At 58.0% G+C, this 13,629-nt stretch carries 9 protein-coding genes; all 9 read left to right on the forward strand.

Annotation, left to right across the window (positions count from 1 at the left end; translation table 11 throughout):
* Window positions 1-100: 100 nt before the first annotated feature.
* The 9 genes from HY282_04210 to HY282_04250 all read left to right on the forward strand — a co-directional run bounded on the left by HY282_04210 (window position 101) and on the right by HY282_04250 (window position 13,606).
* Complete coding sequence (locus HY282_04210; protein ID MBI3802945.1) at window positions 101-1,282, forward strand: glycosyltransferase family 4 protein; 1,182 nt, start codon at window positions 101-103, stop codon at window positions 1,280-1,282.
* On the forward strand, window positions 1,275-2,453 hold the full coding sequence (locus tag HY282_04215; GenBank protein MBI3802946.1) for a glycosyltransferase family 4 protein: 1,179 nt from the start codon (window positions 1,275-1,277) through the stop codon (window positions 2,451-2,453). The genes HY282_04210 and HY282_04215 overlap by 8 nt, the downstream gene beginning before the upstream one ends.
* A gap of 94 nt (window positions 2,454-2,547) precedes the next feature.
* Window positions 2,548-3,909, forward strand: a complete 1,362-nt coding sequence (locus HY282_04220) for a DUF362 domain-containing protein (GenBank protein ID MBI3802947.1) — start codon at window positions 2,548-2,550, stop codon at window positions 3,907-3,909.
* Between the two features lie 135 nt (window positions 3,910-4,044).
* A complete protein-coding gene (locus HY282_04225) occupies window positions 4,045-5,520 on the forward strand; it encodes a phenylacetate--CoA ligase family protein (GenBank protein MBI3802948.1) in 1,476 nt (491 codons plus the stop codon).
* The gene (locus tag HY282_04230) at window positions 5,517-7,667 is read left to right on the forward strand and encodes a bi-domain-containing oxidoreductase (protein MBI3802949.1); all 2,151 of its coding nucleotides are present in this window, start codon (window positions 5,517-5,519) and stop codon (window positions 7,665-7,667) included. Before HY282_04225 ends, HY282_04230 begins: the two co-directional genes overlap by 4 nt.
* Before the next feature lie 7 nt (window positions 7,668-7,674).
* On the forward strand, window positions 7,675-9,603 hold the full coding sequence (locus HY282_04235; protein MBI3802950.1) for an alginate lyase family protein: 1,929 nt from the start codon (window positions 7,675-7,677) through the stop codon (window positions 9,601-9,603).
* A gap of 77 nt (window positions 9,604-9,680) precedes the next feature.
* On the forward strand, window positions 9,681-10,334 hold the full coding sequence (locus HY282_04240) for a WecB/TagA/CpsF family glycosyltransferase (protein MBI3802951.1): 654 nt from the start codon (window positions 9,681-9,683) through the stop codon (window positions 10,332-10,334).
* Window positions 10,335-10,339: 5 nt separating this feature from the next.
* The gene (gene xrtD, locus HY282_04245) at window positions 10,340-11,941 is read left to right on the forward strand and encodes a VPLPA-CTERM-specific exosortase XrtD (protein MBI3802952.1); all 1,602 of its coding nucleotides are present in this window, start codon (window positions 10,340-10,342) and stop codon (window positions 11,939-11,941) included.
* 30 nt (window positions 11,942-11,971) lie between these two features.
* Complete coding sequence (locus tag HY282_04250) at window positions 11,972-13,606, forward strand: undecaprenyl/decaprenyl-phosphate alpha-N-acetylglucosaminyl 1-phosphate transferase (GenBank protein ID MBI3802953.1); 1,635 nt, start codon at window positions 11,972-11,974, stop codon at window positions 13,604-13,606.
* The last annotated feature ends 23 nt before the right edge of the window (window positions 13,607-13,629 follow it).

Genomic DNA, 13,629 nt, shown 5'->3' on the forward strand with positions numbered 1-13,629 from the left:
GAAGATATCGCTTGAAATACCCTTTGATCTGAGTCATATTACGGGAAAGTTACTTGATATTTTTAGGTAAGAATAAAAGTGAAATACTCTGGGATAGTCGATGAAGCTGGCCGTCCTGACTAACATCCTAACCCCATATCGGATTCCTCTGTTTGAAGCCTTACAACGCCGTATAGATGATCTCACGGTATTGTTGATGGCGGAGCGGGAGGAAAACCGCGATTGGAAGCTCTCTTCCTATCGGTTTAAGACGGAGGTATTGCCGGGGGTCCATCTTAGGCCCCCCGGTCGTCCGGTTTCGCTTCATCTGAACTATGGCGTGACCCGGGCGTTGCGCCGCCTAAATCCTGATATGGTGTTGAGCGGCGGTTTTGGTCCTGCAAACCTAGCTGCCTGTCTTTATTGTCGTCTTTCCGGGAAAAAATTCATCGGGTGGGGAGAACTCACGCTACGGGAACCGATGCGGCTCTCTACCGTTCAAAAATCGATTCGGCGATGGATCACCACCCGCTCCGCCGGCTCGATTGCTTCATCCGGAGAGGCGGCTGTATTTTTTGTTCATTACGGGGCAAAACCCGAGACGGTTCTAAAAACAGTCACCCCATTTAATGTCGGTGCTTTTTACGACAGGGCGGAGGCGTCCCGGCGTGAACCAGGGTTTCTTCCCCAGCGGGAGAAATATTCACGGCCGATCCTTCTTTCAGTGGGCCGGATAACGAACATCAAGGGATATCAAGAGCTCTTTAAGATCTATCAGCGGGTCATTGCATCGCGTCCGGAAGCGTCGCTGCTGATTGTGGGCGACGGTCCTGAGCGAGCACTTTATGAGAAAGAGGCCAGAGAGCGGGGCTGGCACAATGTCCATTTTGTCGGATTCGTGCAAGAGACAGAACTCCCCCGGTATCTTGCCCTCTCCGATCTTTTTATTTTTCATACTCTGTATGATCCATTTGGATTGGTCCTGAGCGAAGCGATGGCGGCAAAGGTCCCGGTCGTCTCCTCCATTCATGCGGCCGCGACGGGGGATTTGATCGAAGAAGGGGTGACCGGATTCCGAATCGATCCACGGGACACCGAAGCGGCTGCGGGGACGATCTTGAACGTCTTAAAGCGCTCACCGGAAGAGAGAACCGCCATGACCGAAGCGGCTTATGAACGGGTCAAGGAATGTGATATCGAGCCGTCGGCTGAGAAGATGGTTCAATTTATGGAATCGTTGTTTGAATCGAAAGAAAGGATTGGCGCCGACCCGATCCGTTCGAAAGCGGTGAATCATGTCTAAAAAAGGGATACCGGAGAAAGCAACCCTCCTTTTGATCGGACCGACCCCGCCGCCGTATCACGGCGTCGGGATGGCAATGCAGGCGATTCTTGATTCGTCGATTGCGACGCAGTTTCGTTTGGTGCACCTCGACATTACCGATCGGCGCGGAATCGGCCATGTCGATCAGCCCGATCTCTATGATGTCTTTCTTTTTGTGAAGCAGTTTTTCCGGAATGGGATGTTGATCGTCCGGGAGCGGCCGGCATTGTTTTATATTCCGATCTCCCAGACGCGGATCGGGTTCATCCGGGACAGCCTCTTCATCCTCCCGGCGTTAATGATGAGATCTCGGGTGATCGTTCATCTTCATGGCGCGAATTTCGAATCCTTGGCGGACCAGGGGGGATTCCTTTGGAAACGGTATCTTGATTTTATCCTTCGGCGGGTCGCGCGGTTCATTGTGCTCGGTGAAATGCTCCGGCCGATCTTTGGTCGCTGGGCGGCCCCGGATCGGATCTCGGTGGTTCCGAATGGGGTGATCCAGGAAAAGGCTGAAATGTCGGAGCGGCGTTTGAGCGCGCAACGACCATTTCGTATTCTCTTCTTATCGACCCTTTGTCGACAAAAGGGATTGTTCGTTTTACTCGATGCGATTCCGCTGATCGTTCGCGAGGAGAAGGACGTGGGGTTCGAGATCGCCGGCCCGTGGGCATCAGAGGATGTGCGTCGGGAAGCGGAGCGCCGGCTGACCGAAAATGGGATGACGGACCGGGTCCGTTTTGTCGGTCAGATCACCGGCGAGGAAAAGCGCCGCTTTCTGAGATCGGGCGACCTCTTCATCTTTCCGGGCGTGCAACAGGAGGGGCAGCCGCTCACGGTGTTGGAAGCGATGAGCGAAGGGCTTCCGGTGGTTGCGACCGACCGGGGATGCCTGCGGGAGACGGTGGCCGAGGGGGTCACCGGGTTTATCGTTCCCCCCAATTCGGCCGAAGCGATCGCCGAGAAGGTGATTCATCTCATCCGCCATCCCGGCCGACGTGATCAGTTAGCGATCAATGCCGCAAAGCGGGTGAAGGAGAGTTATACGGTGGAGCAGTTTGTTTTTCGGTTGGAGGAGGTTTTTGGCCAAACGCTGATCGCTTCAGGGCGACAAAACCGAGGCGGGGTACGCCTGGAGTCGACGCCATGATCCTTTCAGGTTGAGCGGCTGTGATTCGATAGAACGACCAAGAAATAGGGTAGGACCTAGAGCTTTTTAATAATGTAACCGGATTAAACCAACGATGCTAAGTCATTCAGTACAAGTCATCTCTGCCAAAACATATGGAGAAGATCTCGATCGCTACCTGCCGGATACGCTCTTTTTACAAATTAAGCCGGGCGATACCGTCGTCCTGAAACCGAATTGGGTCAGCGAGTCACACAAGTATCGTCTCGATGATTGGGAATATGTCATCACCCATCCAGCCGTGATTACAGCCGTGTTGCGCAAAGTCCTGGCTCGGCTCGGTGGAGAGGGGAAGGTCATCATCACCGACGGTCCAACGACGGAGGCCTCGTTCGCCAAGCTGATCAGCCATTATCCGGTCGCCGATTGGAAAATGCTGGCGCACGATGCGCATGTCGAACTGGAGGTCTTTGATCTACGAGAACACGAATGGGAGACCCGGGACGGAATCGTGGTAAAACGGATGGCGCTTCCAGGGGATCCGCGTGGGAAAACGGAGATTGACCTTGTGAATGAACTGAGTGAATTCCGTGGGCATCTAAAATCGAAGCGGGGCTACTGCGGCGCCGACTATGACTTAAGCGAGGTCAACCGGGCGCATGACGGCCACCACAATCTCTATAGCGTCTCCCGGAGTGTCCTGGAGGCCGATGTCTTCATTAACCTGCCGAAATTGAAGACCCACCGGAAAGCCGGTATTACCTGCTGCTTGAAGAACCTCGTCGGGATCAATACGTATAAGAATTATTTGCCGCATCATTCAGAGGGGGGTCCGTCCGAGGGGGGAGATCAATTTCCAACCGACAACGTCAATGCTAGACTCGAAGGTCCTTTGATGGCGTTCCTGAAACAGTATGTCCTGAAAAACCCGATGGTGGCCCGGGTATTGAGCCCCCTCAATGCCGTCGGGCGGGCTGTTTTCGGAGACACCCGGGAGGTGATCCGGAGCGGGAACTGGTATGGCAATGACACCCTCTGGCGGATGGTTCTCGACCTGAACAAGGTCCTTTTCTATGGCAACCCCGATGGCACCCTTCGTCAAGATCTTTTGATCAATGCAAAATGCTATATCGGAATTGTGGATGCGATTCTGGCGGGGGAAGGGCATGGTCCGCTGGCGCCGGAACCGGTGGAGATGGGATATCTCATTTGTGGAACCAATCCGGTAGCGATTGATGCCGTCAGTGCTTCTCTGATGGGATTTGATCCTCTTAAAATTCCGTGCATCGCCCGGGCCTTTCAGGTGGACCAGTATCGACTCTGCGATTTTAATCTGGAAGAAATCCGCGTTGAGGTGGACGGAGCAGCGTTTCTTATCCACGACCTTCCACAAGCGTATTGTATCTCCTGTGAACCGCAGTTCGGATGGAAAGGTCATATCGAGAAAATAGAGTATGTGACCACTGCAGCAAATTAATTTGGGATAGGAAGCTCCCTCGCGGGGAAGGGAGATGAGAGATCGGCGACAGAATTAACATTGAATTTACATCGAGTTCATTTTCTGATTCTTGGAAGACGGCATATTCATTTTCAATGGCGGATTAAAAAGTAGATGATGGCGCTTCTTCATAACGTAAAAACCTGGACCACACAGAACATTACCCGTCTGCCGATCGGGATGAATCGCTGGCTCCTGGCCCTCAACCGGAGACCCGATTACCTGTTCGGTGCGGAGTACACCCGTTATCGGGGCTTTCTGCGAGAAGCGTCTGTTTTCTACGACAATACCCCTTCCCTTTTGGAAGCGGTGAACCGTGCAATAAAAGAGGTCGGCTATTACCGCGACGCTTACGGCGGGAAGAAGATACGCTCGGTTGCCGAATTTGAGGAGACAATCGGCTTTATCGATAAAGACACGATCTTGGAGAACTATGATCGGTTCGTCAGTCCAACGATTAACCTTGAGGCGTATGACACCGGGACCACCGGCGGGACCAGCGGCAAGCCGCTCACCTTCATCGCTCCCAAAAAGCGCTATGTGGTTGAGCTTGCCACGATGCATTCTCTTTGGGAGCAGGCGGGGTATGACTTCTCTGTCCGGGCGGTCATTCGGAACCATCGGCTGGAGGGCGACCGGGATTTTTTAATTAATCCATTGACGCGGGAGGTGATCTTCGACGGCTTCCGTCTCACGGACGACTATTTTTTGTTCATCTATGAGACCCTTCGTCGTCTGAAAATTCGCTTCATCCACTGCTATCCGTCGACCGCGTATGAGTTCGCGACTTTTATTCATCGGAAGGGGCTTGATCCCTCTCTGATTACGGCGTTCCTCTCCGGTTCGGAAAATATTTTCGACTATCAGTTGGAGCTCATTCAGAACCGACTCGGAATCCGCTTTTACAATTGGTATGGCCACAGTGAAAAACTGGTTTTGGCCGGCTACTGCGCCGGGACCGACCACTATCATGTAGAGCCGACCTACGGCTATTTCGAGCTGATCGACGAAAAAGGCCGCGTCGTCCGCGAACCGGGGGGGCAAGGGGAGATCGTCGGAACCTCCTTCCACAACCCCGGGATGCCATTCATTCGATATCGGACCGGCGACGTTGCCGAACTCGTCGGCGATCACTGCGACGCGTGTGGGCGCCGGCTTCCGGTTCTCAAGGACATTCAAGGGCGCTGGAGCGGCAATCGGATCTACAATGGAGACGGAACCTTCGTGACCACGACCGCCTTGAACCTCCACAACGAACTGTATCAAGTCATCAACGGCATTCAATATCTGCAGGAGCGAAAAGGGGAGCTGACCGTGTTGGTGGTCAAATCCTCCGATTACAGGGAGGGCCATGAAGCCTCTCTTTACCGCCATTTTAAAGAGAAACTTCATCCCGAGACGGTAGTGACAATCCAATATACCGATCGACTGCTGCGCAAACCGAACGGCAAGTTCGTCCATATCCTCAGCAGCGTCGACGCCGGCGCACTCCATCCTGTTCCTGATTCGTTGGAGAGAGAGTCGAAGGGGGTGCACAGGGGATCGGCGGAAATCGATCGAGATCGAATAGACATTTTGAGGGGAAAATGAAACAGATCATTCAAAATTACCGAACCGGCGTTTTAAAGGTAGACGAGGTTCCGGCGCCGACCGTCCGCGAAGGCGGCCTTCTCGTTGAGAACCAGGCCTCTCTGATCAGCGCCGGCACGGAGCGCTCGACGGTCCAGGTGGCGCAAAAGAGCTTGGCGGGAAAAGCGATGGACCGGCCTGACCTGGTGAAAAAAGTGCTCGCCAAAATCAAGAAAGAGGGGATCACCGACACGTTGAGGATGGTCTTTGAGCGGCTCGACACCCCCGCGGCGCTCGGCTACAGCTGCGCCGGGACGGTGCTGGAGATGGGAAAGAAGGTCGAGGGGTTCTCGGTCGGCGACCGGGTCGCCTGCGCCGGGCAGAATTACGCCTCCCATGCCGGCATCGTCTTTGTCCCGATGAATCTCTCCGTCAAAATTCCGGACGGGGTCGATTTTGAGGAGGCATCATTCGTGGCGCTCGGCGCGATCGCCCTGCAGGGGGTCCGCCAAGCCGAGCCGCAGTTGGGCGACCGGATCGCCGTGATCGGACTCGGTCTGCTCGGCCAGCTGACCGTCCAGCTGCTGAAGGCGGCCGGATGTCACGTCGTGGCAACCGATCTCGATCCGGAAAAGTTGATCCTCGCCAAAGCGCTCGGCGCCGACGAGGCGGTCGGGCCCGATCGGTTGGTCGATGCAGCCGCCGATGTCACGCTAGGGCAGGGGGTCGATGCGGTCATCATCACCGCGAGCACCAAAGAGAATGGTCCGGTCGAGGTGGCCGGAACGATCTGCCGGAGAAAAGGACGGGTCATCGTCGTCGGGGCGGTCGGAATGACCCTCCCCCGCGAGCCCTATTACAAGAAGGAGCTGGAGCTGCGCCTCTCCACTTCGTATGGACCGGGCCGGTACGATGCCGATTATGAAGAGAAGGGGCACGACTATCCCTACGGCTATGTCCGCTGGACCGAGCGGCGGAACATGGAGGCCTTTCTGCACCTGATTCAGCAGAAGAAGATCGATGTCAAACGGCTGGTCACCCACCGCTATCCGATTCAGGAGGCGGAGCAGGCGTATCAGATGATGATGGAAAACCGGGAGCCGTACCTCGGCATTCTGGTCGTCTATCCTCCGGAAGAGCGCCGCCCGCAGGATCGGACGATCCAGCTCCGCCCGGCGAAGCAGACCGGGACGCTGCAGCTCGGCATCGTCGGGGCGGGGAGCCATGTCAAAGACCGCCTCCTCCCCAAGCTGGCCGAGATGAAAGAGGTGACCCTCCGCGCCATCTGCACCGGCAACGGGCTGCATGCCAAGGCGGTTGCCGAGAAGAGCGGCGCGGTGTACTGCTCCAGCGACTATCGAGAAGTTTTGAAAGATGACGCCGTGACGGCCGTCTTGATCGGCACGCGCCATCAGGATCATGGAACGATGGTGGTCGAATCGCTCCGAGCCGGGAAACATGTCTTTGTCGAAAAGCCGCTCTGCCTGACGGAGGCGGAGCTCGAGGAGATCGCTGCAGTCTATTCGGCGAAGGCGAACGACGGGCTCCAACTGATGGTCGGGTTCAACCGGCGGTTCTCTCCCCACATGGAAGAGGCGAGACGCTTCTTTCAGGGGAGGAGGAACCCGCTGGTGATGTTGTATCGGGTGAACGCCGGGGCGATTCCGCCGGAGCATTGGATCCAGGACCCCGAGATCGGCGGGGGACGGATCGTCGGAGAAGGATGTCATTTTATCGATTTCATGCAGGCGCTCTGCGGCGCACCCGCCACCTCAGTGCAGGGTCGGAAGATCGGGCAACACAGCTCCGGGTTGACCGAGGACCAGAGCCTTCTCTCCTTGACCTTCGGCGACGGCTCGATCGGCACCCTATTATACGCAGCGGGAGGAGATCCTTCCCTTCCGAAGGAGCGATTCGAGGCGTTCGGGGATGGAAAGGCCTGGGTGATGGACGATTTCGTCGCCTCCGAATTTCACGCGAACGGGAAGCAGAGCAAATTCAAATCGGGAAAGCAGGACAAAGGGTTTCAAGGAGAGCTCGCTCAGTTTGTCGAATCGGTGCTCCGGGGATCGGGTCCGGCGATCCCGTTTGAAGAGATCCGGGCGGTCACCCTGGCCTGTCTGCGGGGGGTCGAGAGTTTTAAAACCGGTCAGGTCTATTCGCTTTAGGAAGAGGATGGCACAAGTAAAAGGGAAAATGGGGGGTCTTCGATGGGTGGTCCGGCGTCTGCGGGCGATGGGTCCGGCCGAGCTGGTTCATCGCGTCGGCGAGCAATGCGCCCTTCGGGTGATGCAGGTGCAGCACCGGATCGGCCGAAAACAGGCGCGGCAGCGGTATGTCGATGTCTCGGCGTTTGAGTTCTGCTTCGGCACAAAGCCGAGGCTTCCGGAGCTTCAATGGTCTTTTCCAAAAGATCCGGCGCTCGCCGAACAGCTCCTTGCAGGGAAGCTCCCCGGATTCGGATTCGAGTGGCAATGGCGGCCGGAGGCCGGGGTCTGGCATGCCGCTCCCGACACCGGGCGCGAATGGCCTTCGGTTTTTTTCGGCGCGATTCGCTACCGGCCGGGCAATCCATATGGGGATATTCGGATCGCTTGGGAGCCCGCCCGCCTTCAGCAGTTGGTCGGGCTGGCATTGTTGGCGAAGCAGTCGTCGCCCGAAATCAGCGATCGGGCGGTGGCGCTGCTGGAAGCGCAGCTCCTCTCCTGGGTGGAGGCCAACCGGTTCGGGGTCGGGATTCATTATATCTCCGCGATGGAGTGCGCGCTTCGCCTGATCGCCGTCTGCCATGCCCTCGACCTCGTTCGGGAGAAATTGCAGCAGCCCGACCGGATCTGGCCGACCTTGGTCGGGCTGGTGGAGAGCCATGCGGCGCTGATCGCCAAGCGGTTGTCGCTCCACTCCTCTGCCGGAAACCATACGATCGCGGAAGCGGCCGGGCTCGTCTATGCCGGCTTCCTTTTCCCGGAGCTGCAGGGGGCGACCCGGTGGCGGTCGCGCGGTCTCGCCTTGTTGGAAGAGGAGGCGAACCATCAAATTTTGCCCGACGGCGGCGGGGTCGAACAGGCGTTCGGCTATCTTCGCTTTATCCTCGATCTCTATGGGCTCGTGATGGAATTGCTCGATTGCAAGCAGCGGATGATTCCGCAGACCATCCGAGCGGCCGTTCAGCGGGGCGGTCGCTTTCTCGGCGCAATGCAAGGGGGAGCGGCGCGGCCTCCCTCGATCGGGGATGACGACCGGGGCGCGGCCCTCTCTCCCTATTTACGGTGGTCTTGGGATCAGACAGGATGGGACCCCGGCTGGACCGCTTTCAAGGAGAGCGGCTATTCGCTCTTCTGCGGCGACGGGAGTCCAAGCGGTCGGACCGAAAAGAGCACCCTTCTCTTCGATCATGGCGGGCTGGGGATGGCGCCGTTGTATGGCCATGGCCATGCCGATGCGCTGTCGGTCACCCTCCGGAGGGGCGAAACGGAGATGCTGGTCGATCCGGGAACCTATACTTACAACGGAGAGGCCCGGTGGCGGGCGTACTTCCGGGGAACCGCGGCGCACAATACGGTCACGGTCGATGGCCTCGATCAGGCGGTTCAGGAGAGCCCATTCATTTGGTCCAAACCATTCCGAGCCAAGATCGTCCGACGCGAAGAGATTCCGGGCGGCGGGGTGCGCCTGCTCGCCCGCCACAATGGCTATGCGCGAATCGGGGTGACCCATTGGCGGGCGGTGGTCTACCAGCCGCCGCGCGGGTGGCTGATCTGGGACTGGCTCTCCGGCGAAGGAGAGCATACGTTGGAGCTGCATTGGCATCTCGGCCTCACGCCGGAGAAAGAGGGAACGTCCCTTTTCCTCTCGCATCCGACGGAGCGGCTTTCGCTTTCAGTGGAGGGGGGGGATCTCACCTTGCATCGGGGGGAGACCGAGCCGATCTTGGGGTGGCAATCGCCCGGCTATGGGATAAAGGAGCCGATCACGACCGCGCGGGTCCGCTATCGCGGATCGCTGCCGCACGAGTTTATCACCCGGATCGGGATCCCCTCTCTTTCGGAAAAGGATCCTGGAATTTCGGAAGCGCTCTCTTTGTTGCGGAGGTGGGTTTCATGAGCGCGGAGCGGATCGACATCCTCGGGGTCCCGACCGACTGCGTCGATATGAGCCGGGCCTTGGAGCGGGTGGAGGCGATGGTCGCGGGAAACCGGCCGGAAACGGTAATCGCAGTCAACCCCGAGAAGGTGATCAAGGCGAGACAAGATCCGCGGCTTCTGAGCCAACTGAGGAGAGCCGGTCTGTTGATTCCGGACGGCATCGGGGTGGTCCTGGCGGCGCGGTTCCTCCGGCTCGGCCGGATGGACCGGGTTCCCGGATCGGAATTGATGCCGGCAATCTGCGAGCGGGCGGCTCAAAAGGGCTATTCGATCTTTCTCTTTGGAGGAAGCCCGGAAGTGAATGCGCAGACGGCCGAGGTGCTTCGCAAACGCCTTCCTCAGATTCGGATCGTGGGGCGCCAGCATGGCTATGTGGCGGAGGAGGAGATGCCGGCGGTGATCGGAAAAATCAATGCGTCGGGGGCCGAGATCCTCTTCGTCGCCTTGGGAAGCCCGAAGCAAGAACTCTGGATGGAACGCTATCTTCCCGAGCTTCGAATCAAGGTCTGCCAGGGGGTCGGCGGAACGTTTGATGTCCTCTCGGGCCGGGTAAAGCGGGCGCCGCTCTTTTTTCGAAGGCTCCATCTGGAATGGTTCTACCGGTTGGCCTCTCAACCGAAACGGCTTGTGCGACAGACCGCCCTGCCGAAATTTGCATTTTTGGTATTGCGACAAAAGGTAACCGGGTAACCGTGATGCGTCTCCGTTCGAAACCGCTCTTTTCAAATCGATTCTTTTGGCTCGGCATGGTCATTCCCGCCGTTCTTCTTGGAATCATATACAGCAAAGGGATTGCGTATATGGTCTACAAGTGGTCCGCCGACGAGAATTACGGCCACGGCTTTTTCGTCCCGCTGATCAGTCTCGCCCTTCTCTGGCAGCGGCGACAGCGCCTCCGGGAGATGTCGCCGCAAGGGTCGTGGTGGGGAATTCCGGTCCTCCTGGTCGGGGTGGCCTTCTACCTCGTCGGCGAGCTGACCACCCTCTATGTCCTGGTCCATCTGTCGCTCTGGATCGTCTTGATCGGCCTCACCCTTGCCGCCCTTGGGCGGGAGGGGACGCGGGCGATCGCTTTTCCGATCTTCTATCTCCTTGCGATGATTCCGCTCCCCGATTTCATCAACCAGGGGCTCTCGGGCCGCCTGCAGCTGGTCTCCTCGGCGCTCGGGGTCGGCTGCCTTCAATGGGTCGGCGTGACCGCCTTCCGCGAGGGGAATGTCATCGACCTCGGGCCGATCCAGCTCCAGGTGGTGGAGGCCTGCAGCGGGCTCCGATACCTCTTCCCCCTGGCGACGTTCGCGTTGCTCTGCGCCTATCTTTTTAAAGACCGTTTCTGGAAACGGGCCGTTCTCTTTCTCTCCAGCCTCCCGATCGCCGTTTTCTTGAACGGATTCCGTATCGGGATGACCGGGGTGCTGGTCGAGCTTTACGGAAAGAGAACGGCGGAGGGATTTTTCCACAGCTTTTCGGGATGGCTCCTTTTCATGGTCTGTCTCTCCCTCCTCTTCGGGGAGATGTGGCTTCTCAGCCGGATCGGCGTGGGAGGAAAGCCCCGCCCCTTTCGAGAGTGGTTCGGGAAGAGCGCCGATTCTCCGGGAAAAGGGTCGACGCGATCGGAAGGACCCCCTCGAAGATTCGCGATTCCGGCCCTCTCGGCCCCGACCTATCTTTTCTCATTGGCATTGCTGGTCCCGGTCCTCCTCCTCTCGTTTCAGCTGGAAGCGCGGGAAGAGATCGTCCCCCCCCGCCTTTTCTTTTCCGATTTTCCGATGCGGGTCGCCGGATGGAAGGGAAAGCCGCTCGTGATGGACCAGGCTTATCGGGAGGCGCTCCGCTTCGACGATTATCTTCTCGCCAACTATCAGCAGCCGGGCGATCCTCCCGTCAACCTCTACGCCGCCTACTATCGTTCTCAGAAAAAGGGGCAGTCGGCGCATTCGCCCCGAACCTGCATTCCGGGCGGGGGATGGGAGATCACATCGCTCAAAGAGATGCAGATCGACGGCCCGGCGGCGGGGAAAGAGGCGCTGCAGGTCAATCGGGTCTTGATTCAAAAAGGGCAAGAACGGCAGGTTGTTTTTTACTGGTTCCAACAACGGGGAAGGATGCTTACCAACGAATACCTCGTGAAGTTTTATCTTCTCTGGGATGCACTGATGAAAAACCGGACCGACGGGGCGTTGGTTCGGTTAACGGTGCCGCTCCCGGCAGGGTCGGACGATGCCGCCGCCGACCAGAAGCTGATGCAATTTGCAAAAACGGTCCGTCCGCTGTTGGACCGATATATTCCAGAATAGAGACCCAAGGATGGGAGAAAGTGCAATCAGATGATTAATCTCTTTTTTATTTTTGTTTCTTCCATGGTGATCTGCATGACATTGATTCCGATCTTGATGAAGTCGGCCGCTTACCTCCATGTGGTCGATCTTCCGGGCGGGAGAAAGATGCATGCGGAGCCGATCGCGCGAATCGGAGGAATCGCCTTTGCGACCGGCGCCCTCGTCTCGCTCCTTATCTGGCTGCCGCTCGACCGGTTGATGGTCGCCTACCTCCTCGGCGCCGGCGTCATCGTCTGCTTCGGCGTCTTGGACGACCGGTTCGGCCTCCATTTTAAGAAAAAATTCTTGGCGCAGCTGGCGGCGGCGGTGATCGTGGTGGAGGTCGGCGAGGTCCATCTGACCACCTTCCCCTTTATGGATGAGATGGCGATACCGGTCTGGGTCAGCGTTCCTCTGACGGTGTTGACCTTGCTCGGGGTGACCAATGCGATCAATCTGTCGGACGGTCTCGACGGCCTGGCGGGAGGGCTCTCGCTCCTCAGCTTCGGCGGGATTGCCTATCTGGCCTATTTGGCCGCCGATCCGCTCGTTCTCTCTCTCTCCCTCGCCGCCATGGGGGGAATCTTGGGATTCTTACGCTTCAACACCTATCCCGCTCGGATTTTTATGGGAGACGGCGGGAGTCAGTTCCTCGGTTTTTCGCTCGGCGTCGCCGCGATTCTTTTGACCGACGGGATCCGCGGCGGATACAGCCCTTGGGTGGCGCTCCTGATTCTCGGCTTGCCGATCCTCGATACCCTCGGCGTGATGGCGCAGCGATGGACGGAGGGGCGATCGCTCTTCGTCGCCGACCGGAACCACCTTCACCACAAGCTTTTGGCGATCGGCTCTTATCATCATGAGGCGGTCACGCTGATTTACGCCTTTCAAGCGATGATGGTCAGCCTGGCGGTGCTCCTGCATTGGCGGGGAGAGATGTTCCTGATGGCGGCATGGGGGATGATGGCCCTTTCGGTCTCCTCTCTTTTCTTTCTCGCCGGGCAGGGCCGGGTGCAGCTCCATCGGCCCGACCGGGAACACGCTCTCTCGATCAGCATGGTTCGGAAAGTCCGGGAGAGCCGCCTCTTCTCCGAGCTTCCGACCCAGCTGTTGGGCGCCGGGATTCCGCTCTTCTTGGTGGTGAGTGTCTTTATCCCGCGGCAGATCCCGGGCGATTTCGGACTCTTGGCGATCATTCTTTTCAGCCTGCTTCTGTTGGGGCTGCTCTTCTTTAGACGCTCCGCGCCGCTGCTGATCCGGCTGGGGCTTTATGTCGGAGGGGCTTTTATCGTCTATCTGAATGAGCAGTCGCCGAGCGGGAGCGGCTGGCCGATCCATACTTTTTTAAATCTTTTTTTCATCGGGGTGGCGGTGATGGTGCTGATTGCAATCCAGGTCAACCGGGAGCAGCCGTTTCAGATGACCCCGCTCGATTATCTCGTTCTTTTTTTCACGTTGATCGTTCCGGTGTTGCCGGAGATGCGGGTCGGCGAGATCCTCGTCGGCCTGATCGCAGGGAAATTAATCATCCTTTTCTTCGCGTATGAGCTGCTCCTCAGCCGGCTTTCGGAGCGGACGATGCAGCTCGGCCTGTCGGCCCTCTGGGCGCTGTTGGTTTTGGGGGTTCGCGCCTGGGTGGTGTAAGGGCGGGGTCGGATTGAAGTGAA

The organism is Candidatus Manganitrophaceae bacterium (assembly GCA_016200325.1).
In the GTDB taxonomy this organism is placed as follows: domain Bacteria; phylum Nitrospirota; class Nitrospiria; order SBBL01; family Manganitrophaceae; genus Manganitrophus.